Source organism: Paenibacillus brevis (assembly GCF_018919145.1).
Classification (GTDB): domain Bacteria; phylum Bacillota; class Bacilli; order Paenibacillales; family Paenibacillaceae; genus Fontibacillus; species Fontibacillus brevis.
This window is the reverse complement of record NZ_JAHLQJ010000007.1, coordinates 243,327-261,570: the sequence shown is the minus strand read 5'-3', so window position 1 is coordinate 261,570 and position 18,244 is coordinate 243,327. Positions and strand designations below refer to the sequence as shown.

Sequence of the window (18,244 nt, the reverse complement as noted above, 5' to 3'; positions counted from 1 at the left end):
CAACAGCGATCGTAAGCACACTTCACACGTTGCCCCCAGCACGCAGAATCATTAGCAAGGGACTTATGAGACAGCCCCTTCTTTGTATGCGTAATTCCGGGGAGGACCCAGTGCTTAAAGCTCGATCACGGAAGTAGCGACATGCTCGCAGAACTCCCGGTCATGCTCGACAAAGAGAATGGTCGGTGCATAGGACAGCAGCAGCTCCTCGATCTGCATCCGGGAGATGACGTCAATGAAATTGAGCGGTTCGTCCCAGATGAGCAGATGCGCATGCTCGCACAGGCTGCGGGCAATCAGCACCTTTTTCTTCTGCCCGCCGCTGTAGGAGGCGATGTCCTTCTCGAATTGCACCCGGGCAAAATCGAGCTTGCGGAGAATGGCCTTGAACAAGCTCTCGTCGATTCCGCACGCTCGGGCATAATCGGTCAGATTGCCTGCCAGATGCGAGGTATCCTGAGAGACATAGGAGATTTGAAGCCGGCTGCCGATATCGGCATTGCCGGTATGGCTTATAGCTTCTCCGCAGATTAGCTTGAGCAGGCTGGACTTGCCGGAGCCATTCGATCCGCGAAGCGCGACCCGGTCCCCTTGATTGATTGTGAAGCTGACGTCCTGACATACGGTCCGGTCGCCGTATTGGATCGAGACATGATCCAGATGAAGTAATTGTTGCTTGTGATAGACCGGCTGGGACAGCTTCAGCTGGTCCGCCGATTCCAGGTTCTTCAGCAGCGAGGATTTCTCCTCTAATACGCTCTGCTGCCGCTGCTCGATCGACTTCGAGCGCTTCATCATCTTGGCAGCCTTATGCCCGACGTAGCCCTTATCCAATTTGGAGCCGGAATTCCGGGTGCCGTTCTTCGACTTCTCCACTTCGTCGGACCAACCGCTTGTGCGCCTCGCGGCTTCGGATAGCCGCTTGATATCCTTCTTCAGCTTCTCGTTCTCGGCAAGCTCGTATTGATCCTGCCGCTCCTTGTTCATCCACCAGCTGGAGAAATTGCCCTTCTGAATTTCAATATTCATCCTGTTGATCGATAAAATATGGTCCACCGAATGATCCAGAAACGCCCTGTCATGCGAGACGAGAATGAAGCCGCTCTTCGTCCGAAGATACTCGCTGACCAGCTCCCGTCCCCGAAGATCCAGGTGATTGGTCGGCTCATCGATCAGCAGGAACCGGTTCTCCTTGATGAACATGGCAGCCAGCATGACCTTGGTCTGCTCGCCATTGGACAGGGAGGAGAACGGGCGGTACAGCACATCCTCCGTAACCTCGAGCAATTGGAATTCGCGCATCAGCTCCCAGTGAACATAATCGGGGTAAATGTCGCTAACGACATCCATCGTAAGCTGATCCCGATCTGTAACAGGATACGGGAAGTACTCAAATTCTACATCCGCAGAGATGGTGCCGCTATATTCCAGCTTGCCTAGGAGAAGATTCAGGAATGTCGTCTTTCCTCGCCCGTTTCGTCCGGTGAAGCCGAGCCGCCAATCCGTGTCGAGCTGGAAGCTGACATTTTCAAAGATAAAATCGTAACTGCCTTCATAGGCAAAAGTAAGTTTGTTTACGGTGATTTGGGACATGGTCAAGTTCCTCCTGTACAAAAAAAGTATGGGCTGCAAGAAAGGGAATTCCTGCAGCCCATACCTATAACAGACCATGCCCCTTGTCACAGGGAGGCCCATATCGTCCGGGATGAAAAGAATACACACTTTCTTGCATAACCATGACAAAACGCGCAAAGGAAGACTCTGCTCGTTCTCATCTGATTAGTTCGCAAGAAAGTTGTTCATCTTTCCACTCCTCTTCAACATTGGTGTCTCCATGTTACCATCCCGTAAGGCAAAGATCAACCAAACCTATTTAACCCGGAACGTCCGGTGTCCGAATCTGCTTACCAGAATCAAGGTGCAAGCCAGATAAACCAGGGCCACTCCTCCTATGATGGCGGTGAAATTCACAAGCGGAATGGAGAAGAACAGACTGGCGCCGCACAGCATCGACACCCCCATATTCACAACATGGTACAGAGGGTTCTTCACGTTCAGCTCTGTGGAGTAGGGCTGGAACAGGTAGTAGAGCGCCAGATGGTGAACGGTGAAAAACAGGGACAAGCATAATGCTGAAATCCACAGCATCACGGTATCCGGAGTCGACCAGGGGGCGACGATTCTGGCGAGCAGAGTCAGCATCGCTGCAAAGGTCGAAGCGATCAGCAGATTATGCCCGGCAAGGTTCAACAGGCGAATCCGGAAGTGTTCCGGCGCTGCGGCGCGATAGAAGCTGTACCGCATCATACTGAGGTCGCAGTTATAAAAGAATGCCCGGCATACCCGCTCCCCGACAGATAGCAGATACAGCGTAAAGGCTAAATAAGGAACGAAGAAGCTAGGGCCGGTAATGACCGGTCCGATTGCGTCAGCATTCATGGCGAATACTACACAGACGGCCGCTCCAAGCCCGGCAATCAGGGCCAGGCGCTTGCGTACAGGGTCCAGGATCAGGCTGCGATGCCGTGCGAAGAACAGAGTGTTGAGAAAGGCGTAGCCTTGCTTGTTCCCGCCTTGTCCATCCTGCCTGACCGTCAAGTCTGTCTCGCCAGCCTTGATCTGAACGCTCTTCAGCTCGGCTTCCTTCATCAGACGTCCCATGTCCAGCAGCGGGTCATCCCGTTTGGTAGCAGCATCTGTTACCGCCCGGTAATCTTGGTATTTAGCCAAACGAAGTAAAGCAAAAACTCCTAACGGAATCAGGATAACGGGCGCAACCCATGACAACAATATTCCTCCGAGCAGTGGAACCTTCGGGAACAATAAGGGAGCGTAGGCAAGGGCATAGGTGATGCCGATGGTCAGCCAGACAATCAGGTTCTGCTTGACCAGCACCATGCCATTGGCTTCAAACAGCTTCAAATGAATGTACTCCCAGATCACCCGGGACAGCGTAACCGTCACTGCCAGAGACAAAGCCTGCATAACCGTACCGTCCAGAAGCAGGACGAACAGCAGCAGTGCCGGTATGTAATAGATGAAGGAAGTAAGATATTTGTAGCCGAGTGTCGCCTTCATATAGACGTCAGGTTGGATGCGCATCAGCTTGACAGCTATGAACTTCTCCCGCTTTGGCTCCAGGATGGTACAGTTGGACACCCCGGCCGTAATAAAGCTGATGATCAGAAAAATGTGACTGAACAGGAGGAGCTGCGGGTTGCTATAGCCCGCAAAGCTATCCAACTTGATCGACACTGCAGGATAATACGCCATCAGGCCCAGATAGAGAAGCTTGGATATCAGACCCCACAGAATCATCAGAATCCAGGCGACGACGGACAGGGCCCGCTTGGCCGAAACCTTCGCATAGAGCGATTCCGGCACAAGCCGTCCCGCCAACGGCAGCTTGCGGATATAGTAAATTAATCGGTTGACGGCGGACGAGATACGGACTCCGAATACCTGATTAACTGTGCGCTGCATCGGATTCATCCCTCAGCAATTGAATAATGCTCTGCTCAAATTCCGGACTGTGCATCAGTCCCGGCGGAACAGCGGACAGGCTGCCATTGTTCAAAATGACCAGCTCATCGCAAAGATCGGTGGCGAGCTGCAAAATATGCGTGGAGAAGATCAGAATATGATCCTGCTTCATTTCTCTGAGCAGCTTTTTCATTTCCAGCGCTACGATTACATCGAAGGAGGTCAAGGGTTCGTCCAGCAAAATAACAGGCGGCTTCATGATCAGAAACAGCAGCATTTGAATCTTGTTCTTCATCCCGTGGGAATAGCCCTTGATCAGGCGGTGCCGATCTTCCTCGGAGAAGCCAATCAATTCGAAATAGCCGTCGATGGAGTCATCAGCCTGCAGCTTATCGCGATTGATGTCCATATAAAACTTAATGAATTCGTATCCGGTAAGAAAATCCGGCAGGATAGGCAGAGAGTAGACGTAGCCGACATCCTCTTCACGAAGCTCGCGCGCGGTATCTCCGCTGTGCAGCAGGACTTGTCCCGCATCCATCGGCAGCTCCCGGCTCAGACAGTTGAACAGTGTTGTTTTACCGGCGCCGTTGCGTCCGAGCAATCCGTAAATTTTCCCTTTCTCAAACGTGTATCCGGCACCCTTCAGCACCTGCTTGTCGCCAAAGGCTTTTTCCATTTGATCCAGAATCAGTTCCAAGTGGGGTGCTCCTTTCCAATATGGATTACTCCTGATTAATACGCTCAGGATAGCAGATGGTTGCTAAAAACTGCGCCTTGAAAAATGTCCCCTGACCTGAAATATGGGCATCCTGCTTGTCCTGGCCCGAATGTTATAATCTACGTAAGGGCGATCGGGCTTACGAATTGGATAGCAAGATACAAGCAGCTATATTGATGCCTGGGCGGATCCATACGAGCAGGTATATGATTTTGCGTACAACGAAGCTTATATCAACATACATAGGCAGAGGAGGACATCGAAATGAGAGAACAGATGGAACGGTCACGGGTGAAGGGATTTTTGCGTGCGGAAGGAACACGGGTTGTGAACGAAGCGGGCGAGGAGATCATTTTGACCGGATGGGGGTTGGGCAACTGGCTGTTATGCGAAGGTTATATGTGGTTGTCGCATGATGAAAGCTTTGATCGTCCGAGAAGAATCGAAGCGGTGATCCGGGATTTGACAGGGACCGAATACGCGGAACATTTCTGGAAGCGGTTTCGCGATCAATATATCACTCGCGAGGATATCCGCCTGATGGCGGAGCAAGGCTACAATTCGGTTAGAATTCCGATCGGATGGCGGGTGCTGATGGAGGACGAGCCGGGGATCTTCTGGAAGGAGGAGAATTTCCGGTTGATCGATCAATGCCTGGATTGGTGCGAGGAATTTGGGATTTACGCATTCCTCGATCTGCATGGTGCGCCCGGCGGCCAGACGGGGGCCAACATTGATGATTCGGTCGATGATCTTCCGCGGCTGCTTACCGATCCCGAGTGCTGGAATATGGGTATTGAGCTATGGAAGGAGCTGGCCCGGCGTTATGGCGACCGCTGGATCGTCGGCGGATATGACCTGCTGAATGAGCCGGTTCGCCCCGGATTGATGGAGGGCAAGCAAGAGTATTACCTGGTCCGAAAGCTGACGGAGTTCTATGATGAGGCGATTGCGGCGATCCGGGAAATCGATACGAGACATATGCTCTCGATTGAGGGGCATCATTGGGCGACGAATACGGCTGTCTTTTATAAGCGGTATGATGACAATATGGTGATTCACTTCCACCGTTACGCGTGCATGCCTGGCAGGGAGGCGTACGACGAATATCTGGCGCTCTCCAAGAGGCTGGATCAGCCGCTGTGGCTAGGGGAGACCGGGGAGAACGAGCTGGAATGGTTCGCCGCCATGTACCCGCTTGCCGCGGGATTGGGGATCGGATACAATTTGTGGCCCTGGAAGAAGATGGAGCGCCCCAACTCCCCTTACACGGTTAGCAAGCCGGAGGGCTGGGACGAGCTGTTAGCTTATACCAAGGGCGGACCAAAGCCGAGTCAGGAGCGGGCCCGCAAAATTCTGGAAGGTTACCTGGAGCAAATGAAGGTGGATAATTGCACGTATCATCCGGAGGTCACCGCCTCCGTGTTCCGGCTGCCCGGCTGCCGGGTGAGAGCGACCGATTTTGACGAGCTGCCTGGAAAAGGTGTATCCTACAGCGGCCTTCGGCGGGAAGGCAACATATATAAGTATCGTGCAGCTACCGGCATGAGCATTGTGCCGATCACGAATGAGCCTGTGGAGAAAAAATACCTGTTCGACAGCGGCTGGAACTGGCTGGCTCTCGAACTGACGGCGGGCGAGTATGCCGGATACAGCTTCTACCGCATCGGCGAAGGACATACGGTGTCGATCGAGCTAACATGCCGGGAGGAGGCTCGGCTGGAGCTGTATCAGAACGGAACTCTGATCGCGGAGACCAAAATAACGGCCGATGAAGCCGGGGATAAAAAGACCCAAACGGTCCAGAAAGTCCAAACGGTCAAAGCAGCTCTTAAGGCAGCACAGCATGCGTTTCTCACGGTGAAGGTGCTCTCCGGCAGCGTGGAATTGCATACGGTCGCTGTGAAATAAAAATCTAAGCACCTGCATGAAGCCCGGCAATCATTTGTCGGGCTCTTTGCTGTGAATAAATGGCAGAATTCCAGTCATAATAGGAGAGATGCTGGATGACTTTGACATCAGGGGTGTGAGTTGACGATGACAGCTAGTGAAGCTTCGTTTTATTTCTTGGCGTATTCGGTTATGGGGTGGCTGCTGGAGAACACTTATAGCCTGGTAACTACGGGGCGATTCTGGAAGGAGGGTCTGCTGCTTGGGCCGTATAAGCCGATGTATGGCGCGGCTCCTCTTCTTTTGATATGGGTGACGGCGCGGATTCCTCAGCACCAGCTTTTACTTACGTCGATCTTCCTCTGTTTTCTGATTCCAACCGTGGTCGAATATATCAGCGGCTGCGGACTCAAGGCCTGGTTCGGGCGGACATGGTGGGATTATTCCGGGATGCGGGGGCAGCTTCATGGCCATATTTGTGTCCGATTTTCAGCGTATTGGGGAATCTTGTCGCTATTGACACTGCGTTATATCCACCCGGGGATAGAACATATCTTCGACAGGGTGGAAGCGGCCTGGACCACGGCGGCGCCACTGCTTCTCCTGCTGTACCTTGCCGACTTTGTCTATACCTGCCTGGTACGGAGGAAAGCCTGGAGAAAGAGCTTGATTGTCTAAAGCGGAAAGGGGAATGACAAATGAACAAGAGAAAATCTAAATCTGCTTGCAGCCGGCTGCTGGGTTTATCGGGAATTCTCACGGTATCCCTGCTCTGTTATGGTGGCGGAGCTTCATATGGAGCGAATCAAGAGGAAGAGCGCGCAGATGAACCGAGAATCGCTATCATCATTGATGATTTCGGCAATGATATGACCGGCAGTGATGAAATGCTGCAGCTGGGGATTCCGATGACGGTGGCCGTCATGCCGTTTCTGCCAACGACTGCAGAGGATGCGGAGCGTGCGCATCAACAGGGTTATGACGTGCTGGTCCACCTTCCGCTGGAGCCTAAGCATGGGAAGCCGGAGTGGCTTGGTCCCGGTGCAATAATGGTCTCTATGTCGGATGAGGAAGTGCGCAGCAAAGTCGAAGCGGCGATCGCAAATGTACCGCATGCGGTGGGAATCAATAATCATATGGGCTCGAGAATAACCGGCGACAAGCGAGTGATGGGGATCATTCTTGATGTGTGCCGGGAACAGGGATTGTTCTTTGTGGACAGCAAGACGAATTACCGGTCCGTTGTGGATGAATTATGCCGGGAGAAAGGCTTGCCCGTGCTGGAGAACAGCATCTTCCTGGACGATGTGTCCAGCACAGGACATGTTACCGCTCAATTACGAAAAGCAGAGCAGCTCGCGCGCGAGCAGCATAGCTGTATTACGATCGGACATGTCGGTATCCATGGGAAAATTACATCTGCTGCCTTGAAGACGGCAATTCCGAGTCTTGAGGCAGAAGGTGTGCAATTCATTCGGATTTCCGACCTGGCTATGGAGCAGATGCGCTCGGGAATCAAGCCTGGTCCGGGATTTACATTACCGTAAAATACTCCACAATTCCGCTGTATAGCGCTTCTGCGATTTTCTGCTGGCCGCGCGGGCTGGCGAGCAGACTGCGGTCCTCGGCATTGCTGATAAAGCCGGTCTCTACGATGACAGCCGGCGGATCGGTATGCTTCAGCAAATAAAAGGGATTTCCCAATTCCGGCAGGCGCCTCATATTGAGCTGGTAAGCATCCTCTAAAGCATGCTGAAGCGCTCCGGCGAGCAGGGCGCTTTGTCCTTCGTCCTGATGCAGCACCAACGGTCCTCTTCGAGAGGAATTTCGCCCCCAATTGACATGAAGGCTGATCACAATGGAGGCGGGCACCTGCTCGCTAAGCTCCTTGCGCTGCGCCAGGTCCCGCAAATGTCTGGAACGGCTGTGCAGCCAGCGGTTATCGTCGCTTAAGGCATAATCTCCCGTCCGGTTGAGAATCACAGTATATCCATGGCTTCGCAGCACCATGTAGAGTCTTCTGCCGATTTCAAGATTAATATCCTTTTCCAGCAAAGTCCCGCTGGAGGTTCCGCCGTCAATGCCGCCGTGGCCGACATCGATTAGAATGACAGGCTGCGGAAAGGCGTGCCGGATCGCCTGCTCCTCCGAGCTGTCGGCTAGTGATGGCGATGGAATGCCAAGCAAGCCTGATAATAAGAAAAAGATCAGGGCGCAATACATGGTTTTTACTCGGAACATAGGCATCATCCTTTATAGAGGTAGTTCCCAAAAGTCATCTTTTGATCACGAAGGTTTTCAAGTGGTTGATTCGATATCGAATCGCTGACTTTTTTGAACACGCACTTTATAGTAGTCATTCCTGACTTAGCTTGGGCTGAAAAAGGAGAAATCATGCATGCGGTTCGCTTGTTTGAGAAGTGCTTAATCCGTGCACACTAGCTATAGAACGATAACACGGGAAAGGGGGGAGAACCATGGCGAAGGGGGATGAATTGGTTAAATACATTACGGAGCGTGTGGTTGACTATGTGGAGACGCCCCGTGAGGTTCGACGGGAACGCTCTCGGGCTCGGGAGTCATGGGGGAGCCGCTGGTTCGGCATGATTCCGTTTTCGATTTCGCTCTGGGTGAAGCAGATGCCCGGTAAGCGCAAGAAGACCCGCAGTCGGCAGAGCTGATGACGGTAAAGCGCAGAGCATCTAAAAAGGCCGTCTCTTCGAATGAATTGGAAGAGCTGGCCTTTATTTGTATTAAGGAAGGGGGTTGAAGCTTCCGCCGTCGGCAATGGCATCCAGCGATATCCACCGGGAGCTGCTGCCTTCTCCGTTCCCGGTCAGGACATAGACAGCAGGAGCTGTTGCAGTGTCTGTTGCCGGTTCAGTGGAAGCAAATGAAGCATTCCAAGCCTGATAGCCATAGATGGGCAGAGGAAAACGATAAGTGCGGTCATTGCCGGAAGCGGCAAAGACGAGGCTGTGCTTTTGATCCAATGCGGTCAATGCATCCTCCGGTGTCAGCCGCTCGGCATCTGAAGCCATCCACAGGATGTTGTCATAGGGATTGAAGTATTCTCCGACAACAATTGCATTTCCTGGAAATAAAGCTACGGCGTTATCGCTGCCATAAGCTCCTGAAGGCGGAGCATATTTTCCGCTCTGGAGGTTCCAGGTTTTATCATTCTCAGGCAAGACCTCGCCGCTCTGCGCATCCAGATATTCCGCACTCGAAGCTTTAGTGCTGCTGCTATTCCCATCAGTTACTCTCCAGGCCGCCAGCAAAGGCCCTCCATAGACAGGCATGATCGTCAGAGACGATCCGGCTACAACGTTAGGATCGGAAGCCGCATTTGTAGAATAGAGGCTGTCCGGCCCGGTACCATATTCAATCAGCTTGTACATTCCTTGGGGCGCAGCTGAAATAATAAGATAGCCGATCTGAACAGGTGAAGAGGAGGCGGAGCTGGCATTTGACGGCCTGTAAATGGTGACGAGCCAGCTTCTGGTGCCGGGACCAAGCGGCTCCATTGAAGTCGAGGCACCTGCCCAGGAATGGAAAGGAGTCTGTTCAGACAGCTTGCTGATCGTATCGGCTGTAAAACGCCGGAGTGATTCCGGAGCGACTGACTCATTCGATGGAGCAGCAGCGGCAATATGGCTCGCTAAGTTCATCGCATGATCCGGATTCTTGACGGGAAACGACGGCACAGCGAGAAATCCTGGGCTGACCAGGCATAAGCTCAGCATGAATTTCACCGTACCGGATAACGGACGCCGGATGCGCGAAAGATGGTTCATCATCAATTCACCTGCTATCTCTTGGATTGGGTTGAAGCAAAGCAGAATCGGGGTTATCTCCCTCAGGTTTGTTCATTGTAGCTTGTCCGTTCGAAAAAGGTTGCTGCATTCTGTCGCCGGAAAAGCGGGAAAAGCGCTTCTATTTTTGCGTTATTTTAGCGAGAACAGTCACTGTGGGGGCATCTTCCGACTACAGAGACGAACGCAGGTGAAAGATGCCGCTGCCCAGAGCGGATACGACAATTCTCGGTTCATACTGCCAGCGGATTTCAGCTTTTCTTGCTTCATATTGCTCCCGGAAAGCGTCCTGTCTTTCTTCATCGGGATCCTGAAGCAGGTCCCTGTAGTAGCTGTCGATGAGCAGAAGCTCCTCTTCCAGCCGCTCCTGTGCCGCGTCCGCCCATGTGCTGTCCGCGTCCTCAAGCCTGCTGGTAATGAGCTTCTCCAGCCGTTCTCTCGCAACCGGGAGAGCCAGTCCGGTGGGAGTAATATGAACGTTCTCAGGCAGCCTCGGGATCAAATCTTTCCCCTGCACCCTGTTGGCAAAAGCATCGTCAACCATGCCGTTCCGCAGCGAAATACCAAGAAAATGAAGCTCTTCCCGCTTGACATCGCAGCAAAATTCAATCTTGTATTGTACTCCGAGCCAAGGCTCGTAGGCGGCCGAGAGCAAGGTGCTCCGCTGAAGGCGGCCCGGGTTCTCGAATAAATAGACCTGACGGCCGCCTTGCCGGGCTGCAGCAAAAATCTGCCTCAGTCTCGGGCTGCCAAAGGTGATCTCTTCCTTCTGGATTCGGCCAGGACCTAGCACGGGAAGCGGCCGGACTGCGCCGAAGTGGCGGTCCAGCACAGGGTCTGCGTGCCCGGGGCTCGGAGTAGAAGAGGCGTCCTCCAGCTCCCGGTGCTTCTCGGGATCGAAGATGAAGCAAAAGCTCATCGTCTCCGGCTCGATGCCCATCCGTTCCACGAAGCCCCAATAATACGGCCTGTTTGTCAGCTCTTTATCGGCCTGCGGAGAGAGCTTGACGGTAACGTGATAGGGCGACTTTTCAAGAAACTGACAGGCGGTTGCTTCCAGATAGGTCTTGCAATAGTCGCGGATTTGCTCCTGTGTCATCGTCATGGCGATCAACCTCCCATCAGTTGTTGAAGCCCGTCATCTTCCCCGGGTCCCTCTCCCTGTACATCCAGTTCGGTGCGGATATGATCCAGGGACTGGCCCAGTGAATCGACTTTTCGGGCTATTTCATCGTTGCTGCTGGATTCCAGCATGATTTTGTACAGGCTTTTCTCCAAGGAGCTGCCTTTCTCGAATCGTTCCAGAATAACATCAAGCTGCCCGATAACCATCTCGAACATGTTGATCTTTTCATGAAGCAGTCTCAGAATGTGCTCTTCAATGGTGCCCTTGGTGGATAAGTTGTAGATCTGAACGTCATTCTGCTGACCCAGCCGGTGAACGCGTCCGATCCGCTGCTCGACCCGCATCGGATTCCAGGGCAGATCGAAATTGATCATCTGGTGGCAAAATTGCAGGTTGATGCCTTCGCCCCCGGCCTCGGTGGCGATCATGACCTGGGCTCTGCCCCGGAACAGGTCCATCATCCAGTCCTTTTTGCCCCGGTTCATCCCGCCGCGGTAAGGGACTGCGATCATATTGCGTTCCTTGAAATAGTTCATCAAGTATTCCTGGGTGGCGCGGTACTCGGTGAACAGAATCACCTTGTCATCCATCTCCCGGATGAGCTTCATCGCTTGTTCGGCCTTGCTGTTGGCCTTAATCGCCTTGATCAAGGCGACCAGCTCCCAGATTCTGTCCCGCAGCGGGGAATCGGGAGCCAGCTTCTTGGCCAGATTCACGAGGGTCACGAATACAGCATCCCGGCTGCTGCACACCTCCCGCTGGAGGGTGACGAGAGACAGCATGCTGCTGAGATCGCCGCCGGCTGCCTGATATTGGTCTTTGACAAAGCGAGTGACCCCGTTGTACAATTCCATTTCTTCGGGTGAAAGCTCGACTTCAATATTTTTCACATGGCGCTTCGTAAAATCCAGTTCACCGTCTCCTCGCCGGTTGCGGATCATGATTTTGGCCAGCTCTTCCTTAAGCTGTTCACCGTTCTTCGGCACTCTCTTCTCGAATACGAAGTTGGATGTAAAATCGCTCTGTCCTCCGAGCTGTCCCGGCTTCAGCAGGGTAATTAGATTGAACAGCTCCCCGAGATCGTTCTGTACCGGCGTAGCTGTCAGGAGCAGGCAATATTTTTTGCGAAGCTTGAGCATGAACTGATAGTTGGTGGTCTTCTTGTTCTTGAGCTTGTGCGCCTCGTCGACAATAACCATATCGTATTCATTGCCTAGCAGGATGTCGCGATGAGGGTCCCGCTTGGCGGTATCGATGGATGCGACTACGACCGCATTTTGCCAGGAGTGCGCCTTCTTCTGGGCAACGGCCGGAATAGCGAACTTCTGGTTCAGCTCCCGGACCCATTGGAGCACCAGTGAGGCGGGTACGAGGATTAACACCTTTTGCACAAGGCCGCGAACAATGTATTCCTTTAAGATAAGTCCGGCTTCAATGGTCTTGCCGAGACCGACTTCATCGGCCAGGATGGCTCTTCCCCGCATCTCGAACAGCACCTTGCGCGCCGTATCGACCTGATGCGGAAGCGGTGTGACCTGCTGAAGATGCTTGAGGCAGATCATCTCTTCAAAGCTAGTGACGAGGGAAGCTTCCTCCGCCTGCTTGGCCAGCTGAAATAGCTGCCAGTCGTCCCAAGGACCACCCTTGTCAAGTCTCCCCTGCAGCTCGTCGTACCAGCTTCGGTCAAACTGGACCGGAACCTTGCCGGAAGCGGGTTTGGCAGCAGGAGCGTCCAACTCGGATTGATGCGGATTCATGTTGAAAACCTCCCTTTTCCTGTTTCGTAGAACGCAGTAGGAGTAGTATGGACATAAAGAGAGTTCTTCATAACTTTGGCCGGAGAAAGTCAAATTAGCGTTGCTGGTGCAGCAATGGGGCATTTTCAGACAAGCGGGTGGGTCGAAGCTCCTAATTGGGAAAATGGGCTTTGATAACGAAATATAGTATAGTATAATGGTGGATAGACACTATATGTAGATTTTATTACATAAACACTAACGTTTTTTTGGCAAGAAGAACGGTTGAAGGTTGATGAAATGGCCGCAAAAATCAGCTTACCTATTGCTGGGCTGGCGGAGGATTTTGTCGACAGGTGACCGATATTTTTTTGTTCACGGCTGGAAATGGATCAAACAATATTTTATAAAGAGGTGTTCCCTTTGACAACGACACAGAAACATACGCTGGAAGGGCTCAGCGAAAAAATATTTCTAGATAGATATGCCTGGAAGGATGCAGACCCGGCCAATGCCAAAGTAGGCGATGTGGTACTGGTGCTGACGAAGGATGATCCGAAGTTCCCGACCAAAGAGGTCGGTGAGGTCATTGCCCGCAAAGGGCGCATAGTGACGGTCAAGACGCGCAAGGGAGAAATCGTCCAATCCGATGTGGAGAAGCTGACGCTGAATATTGAGAAGACGCCTGAGGAAATGTGGGACCGTCTGGCTGGCGCCATGGCTTCTGTAGAGGCAACGCCTGAGCTGCAAAAGGAATGGGAAGAGAAGTTCCGTTATATTCTGGATGACTGGAAGCTGGTTCCCGGCGGCCGGATCGCAGCCGGAGCCGGGGCGAGCGATGAGCTGACCCTGTTCAACTGCTACGTTATTCCTTCTCCGAAGGACAGCCGCGGCGGGATTATGGAGACATTGACGGAAATGACCGAGATTATGGCCCGGGGAGGCGGAGTCGGGATTAACCTGAGCTCGTTGCGTCCGCGGCGGGCTATTGTGAAGGGGGTGAACGGCTCTTCCAGCGGTGCGGTATCCTGGGGCGGGCTGTTCAGCTATACTACGGGCTTGATCGAGCAAGGCGGCAGCCGCCGCGGCGCTCTGATGCTGATGATCAATGATTGGCATCCGGATCTGCTGGATTTCATTACAGTCAAGCAGACTATGGGTCAAGTGACGAATGCCAACCTGTCGGTCTGCGTAAGCAACGGCTTTATGAAGGCCGTGAAGGAGGACCTGGATTGGGAGCTCGTCTTCCCGGATACGACGGTTGAGAAGTACAATGAGCTGTGGGACGGCGATCTGGACAAGTGGAAAGCCGCAGGTCATAAGGTAATCCACTACAAAACGGTAAAAGCTCGCGAGGTCTGGCACACCATCATGGAATCGGCCTGGAAATCGGCGGAACCGGGCGTTGTGTTCATGGAATATTACAACCAGATGTCCAATAGCTGGTATTTCAACCCGATCATCTGTACAAATCCTTGCGGAGAGCAGGGCTTGCCGGGCTGGGGCGTATGCAACCTGTCCGCAATGAACCTGTCGAAATTCTATGATGAAGCGACTCAGGATGTGGCATGGGACGAACTGGCTACAACTACGCGGTATTCTGTGCGGTTCCTGGATAATGTCATTAGCAAGACTCCGTATCATTTCGAGGAGAATGAGAGGAACCAGAAGAAGGAACGCCGTGTTGGTCTGGGGACGATGGGCTTGGCCGAACTGATGATCAAGCTCAAGATCCGCTATGGCAGTGCGGAATCTTTGGTCTTCCTAGACAAGCTGTATGGCTTCATCGCTAAGGAAGCATATCTCGCTTCGGCCGATATTGCAGCGGAGAAGGGAGCCTTCCCTGCCTTTGAAGCGGACAAATATTTACAGAGCGGATTTATGAAGGTCATGACCGAGGTTTATCCCGAGGTTGGCGAGGCCGTTCGGGAGAAGGGCATCCGCAATGTCACGATCATTACCCAGGCGCCTACCGGAAGCACGGGCACCATGGTCGGTACTTCAACAGGGATCGAGCCTTACTTTGCTTTCAAATATTTCCGTCAGAGCCGTCTAGGCTTCGACGAGCAATTTGTGCCTATTGCGCAATACTGGATAGATGAGCATCCTGGGGAACAGCTGCCGGATTATTTCGTAACCGCCATGGATCTGTCCGCCGAGGACCATATTCGTTCCCAGGCTGCCATCCAGCGCTGGGTGGACAGCTCGATATCGAAGACGGCGAACTGTCCTGCTGATTTCACGATCGAGGACACGAAGAAGCTGTATGAGCTGGCCTTTGATCTGGGCTGCAAGGGCGTGACCATTTATCGCGACGGAAGCCGCGATGTTCAGGTGCTTCAGACCGAGAAGAAGGAGGACAAGGCTGCAGAGAGCAAGCCTGCAGCGGAGGAAGCGACAGCGTTTGAAGATGAGGGTTCCGAAGCTGAGCAAGAGACGCTGAACGGTGTCAGCGAGACGCTTGGCGTAACGCCTTCCGCTCCCGCGCCGGAGAAGCAAGTGAACGATACGCAGTACAAGAAGCGCCCGCAAGTGCTCCACGGAGCAACCTACAAAATTAATACGCCATTCGGCATGGCTTACATCACGATCAATGATCTGAACGGCGTGCCAAGCGAGATTTTCCTGAACGTCGGCAAAGCAGGTTCCGACGTATTCGCCATGGCGGAAGCGCTTGGACGCGTCTGCTCGCTGTTCCTCCGTTACGGCGATCACGGACAGAAGGCAGAGCTGCTGATCAAGCACCTGAAAGGCATCGGCGGCTCAGGCGCCATCGGCTTCGGGCCGAACCGCGTCGAGTCCATCGCCGACGCCGTTGCAAAGGCGCTTGAGACCCATATCCAGAACGGGCCATACCATGATCCGGCTCCGGTTGCGGCTACGTTGACTCATCAGGAAGAGGAGCAGGCTCCTGCGGAGGAAGCGTTCGGGGGGGACACCCACCATGGACATGGCGGCTCCGTCACCTCGCGTGATCTCTGTCCTTCCTGCGGATCGGCTTCGCTGATTAATGTTGAAGGGTGTAAAACTTGCAGTAATTGCGGGTATAGTAAGTGTTCGTAGGGTGAAATTGGAAGGTTATTAAAAAGTCTCGGTGCAGGCCATTGCCTTCATCGAGACTTTTTTACGTCATTTGGAGCGGAAGACGCATTTCAACCGTATGGAGGTTTGCCTCCCGGGTTGGGGTTGGCTTACAATGAATCAAATGAAAATAAAGTTATTATCTGATCGTTGTTGCTCATGGATTTCTTTAATCTGTTTAATTCAAATTTAGTTTCTGACGGGGGTGAGAACAGGGTGAGCGATACCACCATACTGGTTGTGGAAGACGAACGTAAGATTGCCCGTCTTCTGCAAATTGAATTGGAAAGTGAAGGCTATGCTGTCAGTCTTGCTCCGGACGGCGTGGAGGGATGGGCCGCGTACAAGGCAGGCGATATCGCGTTGGTGCTGCTAGACGTCATGCTGCCCGGCATAAGCGGCATTGACTTATTGCAGCGAATCAGGGCGGTTGATGCCGAGACTCCGATCATCATGCTGACGGCTAAAGGCTCGGTTGCAGATAAGGTTACCGGACTTGATCTGGGCGCTAACGACTATGTAACGAAGCCCTTCGATATGGAAGAGCTGCTGGCCCGTATCCGCGTACTCCTCCGCAAGTCCCCGACTTCTAACGGGGCCCCGGCTGCTGGGGAGCCCGATCCCGATGAGTGGCTATGCGCGGCCGACCTGCGTCTTAATGAGGCTACCCGGCAGGTGGAGCGGGCGGGACAAGAGATTGTGCTAACCCAGCGGGAGTTCGATCTGCTGGCTATGCTCCTTCGCCACAAGCGGCTAGTCCTGGGCAGGGAGCAATTGCTTAATCAGGTGTGGGGGTTTGAATACACGGGAAACACCAATGTGGTGGATGTCTATATTCGCTATGTTCGCAAGAAGGTGGATGAAGGCTTTTCCCCGGAATTGATCCATACCGTAAGGGGCGTGGGGTACGTGCTCCGGGATGCCACATGAAGCTGGGAAGCAAGATTCATTTATATTCATCGGTGTTGTTTGCCATCTTGCTGCTGGCGGCAAATGTGACGGTATATACGGTGTTTCACTGGCTGATGATGGACCGGGAGATGAGCCAGCTATTGGCGGAAAGCGAGCAGGCGGCCGAGGCTCTGCGCACGGCGGAAGGCCGAGTGACGCTGAATGGGTTATTGCGGGCCTATGTGCCGCTGGACGGAACGCTCCGATGGGTGGAAGCCTCCGGCGAGGGCAGTGCTTTGGTTGCTTCCGGCAATCAACTGGAGTTGGGACGCCAGGAGCAAGCCTTTCATAGCGAGCGCAGGCTGGAGCAGGTGACAATTAACGGTGAGCGCTACGGCTTCGTATCGCTTCCGGTGATTGGCCCAAGCGGTTCGGTGGCCAATGTCCAAATGATGTCCAGCCTGGCAGAATTGACGGAACTATTGCGTATTCTGCGTCTGGTGCTAATTAGTGTGTCAGCCGCGGTACTTGTCCCGGTGGTCATTTCCAGCGGAATTTTGGGCCGGCTTGTGATGCGGCCGATTACGGGCATGACAAGCACCATGAGGCGTATTATTCGCAGTGGTGAATTCGCCAGGCTGAAACAGACGGGCAAATCCCGGGATGAGCTGGCGGAGATGGGTGATACGTTCAACGAAATGATTGGGCTGCTGGAGGAGAGCTTTGTCCGTCAGGAGCAGTTCGTATCCAATGCCTCGCATGAATTGAAGACGCCGCTGACTATCATTGAGAGCTATGCCAGTCTCCTGAAGCGGCGGGGAGCGGAGCGGCCGGACTTGCTGGAGGAATCTGTGGAGGCGATTCATTCGGAAGCCGTACGGATGAAGACAATGACCGAGCAACTCTTACTGCTGGCGACCTCCAAGCGGGAATGGAAGGCGGATATGCAGCCTGTCGGATTGGTTGCTTTTGCCGAACAGGTCTCCGCGATGTTCTCCCAAGTGCACCGCCGCAACGTTACGGTGACAAGCAGCTTGGAGCCTGTGCAAGGAGTTGCTCCGGTCCCGGAAGATGGCGATGCCGAAGTGGCAGCTCAGGAATTAACGGCCTTGACAGATCCGGATATGCTAAAGCAGGTCCTGTTTATCCTCCTGGACAATGCCCGAAAGTATAGTGATGGCGACATTGAACTCCTGGCAGGAAGGTTGCAGGGAACCGAATTTCTTGCGGTCAAGGATAGGGGGGAGGGGATTCCGGCAGAGGATCTTCCCCATGTGTTTGAACGGTTTTACCGGGTAGATAAAGCGCGGAGCAGGGAGCAGGAGGGAGCCGGTGGAACGGGGCTTGGTCTGTCGCTCTGTAAGGAACTGTGCGAAGCGCTGGGAGCAAGGCTTGAACTGGAGAGTACGCTCGGAGCAGGAACTACGGCAACGATCTGGCTTCCTGGCTCCGGGCAGGAGTATTCGGCTTAGCTATAACCCAGATAGACAGGAGGAGAGAG

Annotated in this window: 14 protein-coding genes; 7 read left to right on the top strand and 7 right to left on the bottom strand. The window is 53.4% G+C overall.

Going from position 1 to position 18,244, the window contains the following annotated elements:
* Positions 1–114 precede the first annotated feature (114 nt).
* From KQJ23_RS10515 to KQJ23_RS10505, 3 genes are all read right to left on the bottom strand, one after another.
* Positions 115–1,593, bottom strand: coding sequence for an Lsa family ABC-F type ribosomal protection protein (locus tag KQJ23_RS10515; protein WP_216478788.1), 1,479 nt, complete (start codon positions 1,591–1,593; stop codon positions 115–117).
* 276 nt (positions 1,594–1,869) lie between these two features.
* A complete protein-coding gene (locus KQJ23_RS10510) occupies positions 1,870–3,492 on the bottom strand; it encodes a hypothetical protein (protein ID WP_216478787.1) in 1,623 nt (540 codons plus the stop codon).
* Positions 3,467–4,183 (bottom strand): ABC transporter ATP-binding protein, encoded by a 717-nt coding sequence (locus KQJ23_RS10505; protein WP_216478786.1) that lies wholly within the window; start codon positions 4,181–4,183, stop codon positions 3,467–3,469. The genes KQJ23_RS10510 and KQJ23_RS10505 overlap by 26 nt, the downstream gene beginning before the upstream one ends.
* 285 nt (positions 4,184–4,468) lie before the next feature.
* Between KQJ23_RS10505 and KQJ23_RS10500 the strand changes: the two genes are divergently transcribed.
* The 3 genes from KQJ23_RS10500 (at position 4,469) to KQJ23_RS10490 (ending at position 7,641) form a co-directional block, all read left to right on the top strand.
* Entirely contained in the window at positions 4,469–6,115 is a 1,647-nt protein-coding gene (locus tag KQJ23_RS10500; RefSeq protein WP_216478785.1) for a cellulase family glycosylhydrolase, read from the top strand.
* A gap of 126 nt (positions 6,116–6,241) precedes the next feature.
* Positions 6,242–6,772 carry a putative ABC transporter permease gene (locus tag KQJ23_RS10495; protein ID WP_216478784.1) on the top strand — a complete coding sequence of 177 codons (531 nt, stop codon included), beginning with the start codon at positions 6,242–6,244 and terminating at the stop codon, positions 6,770–6,772.
* 20 nt (positions 6,773–6,792) lie between these two features.
* A complete protein-coding gene (locus KQJ23_RS10490) occupies positions 6,793–7,641 on the top strand; it encodes a divergent polysaccharide deacetylase family protein (protein ID WP_216478783.1) in 849 nt (282 codons plus the stop codon).
* Here KQJ23_RS10490 and KQJ23_RS10485 read toward each other — a convergent pair.
* A complete protein-coding gene (locus KQJ23_RS10485) occupies positions 7,628–8,335 on the bottom strand; it encodes an N-acetylmuramoyl-L-alanine amidase family protein (protein ID WP_216478782.1) in 708 nt (235 codons plus the stop codon). The two genes, KQJ23_RS10490 and KQJ23_RS10485, sit on opposite strands and share 14 nt — an antisense overlap.
* A 236-nt stretch (positions 8,336–8,571) precedes the next feature.
* On the opposite strand from KQJ23_RS10485, the gene KQJ23_RS10480 reads away from it, so the two are divergent.
* Complete coding sequence (locus tag KQJ23_RS10480) at positions 8,572–8,775, top strand: YqzE family protein (RefSeq protein WP_216478781.1); 204 nt, start codon at positions 8,572–8,574, stop codon at positions 8,773–8,775.
* Positions 8,776–8,847: 72 nt separating this feature from the next.
* Here KQJ23_RS10480 and KQJ23_RS10475 read toward each other — a convergent pair whose 3' ends face one another.
* The 3 genes from KQJ23_RS10475 to KQJ23_RS10465 all read right to left on the bottom strand — a co-directional run bounded on the left by KQJ23_RS10475 (position 8,848) and on the right by KQJ23_RS10465 (position 12,792).
* Entirely contained in the window at positions 8,848–9,894 is a 1,047-nt protein-coding gene (locus tag KQJ23_RS10475) for a hypothetical protein (protein WP_216478779.1), read from the bottom strand.
* A gap of 187 nt (positions 9,895–10,081) precedes the next feature.
* Positions 10,082–11,014 carry a YqhG family protein gene (locus KQJ23_RS10470; RefSeq protein ID WP_216478777.1) on the bottom strand — a complete coding sequence of 311 codons (933 nt, stop codon included), beginning with the start codon at positions 11,012–11,014 and terminating at the stop codon, positions 10,082–10,084.
* Between the two features lie 5 nt (positions 11,015–11,019).
* Positions 11,020–12,792 carry a DEAD/DEAH box helicase gene (locus KQJ23_RS10465; RefSeq protein WP_216478775.1) on the bottom strand — a complete coding sequence of 591 codons (1,773 nt, stop codon included), beginning with the start codon at positions 12,790–12,792 and terminating at the stop codon, positions 11,020–11,022.
* Between the two features lie 366 nt (positions 12,793–13,158).
* Between KQJ23_RS10465 and KQJ23_RS10460 the strand changes: the two genes are divergently transcribed.
* From KQJ23_RS10460 to KQJ23_RS10450, 3 genes are all read left to right on the top strand, one after another.
* The gene (locus tag KQJ23_RS10460; RefSeq protein ID WP_430522293.1) at positions 13,159–15,834 is read left to right on the top strand and encodes an adenosylcobalamin-dependent ribonucleoside-diphosphate reductase; all 2,676 of its coding nucleotides are present in this window, start codon (positions 13,159–13,161) and stop codon (positions 15,832–15,834) included.
* A 234-nt stretch (positions 15,835–16,068) separates the two neighbouring features.
* Positions 16,069–16,782, top strand: a complete 714-nt coding sequence (locus KQJ23_RS10455; RefSeq protein ID WP_216478772.1) for a response regulator transcription factor — start codon at positions 16,069–16,071, stop codon at positions 16,780–16,782.
* The gene (locus KQJ23_RS10450; RefSeq protein ID WP_216478770.1) at positions 16,779–18,215 is read left to right on the top strand and encodes a HAMP domain-containing sensor histidine kinase; all 1,437 of its coding nucleotides are present in this window, start codon (positions 16,779–16,781) and stop codon (positions 18,213–18,215) included. Before KQJ23_RS10455 ends, KQJ23_RS10450 begins: the two co-directional genes overlap by 4 nt.
* Positions 18,216–18,244: the final 29 nt, after the last annotated feature.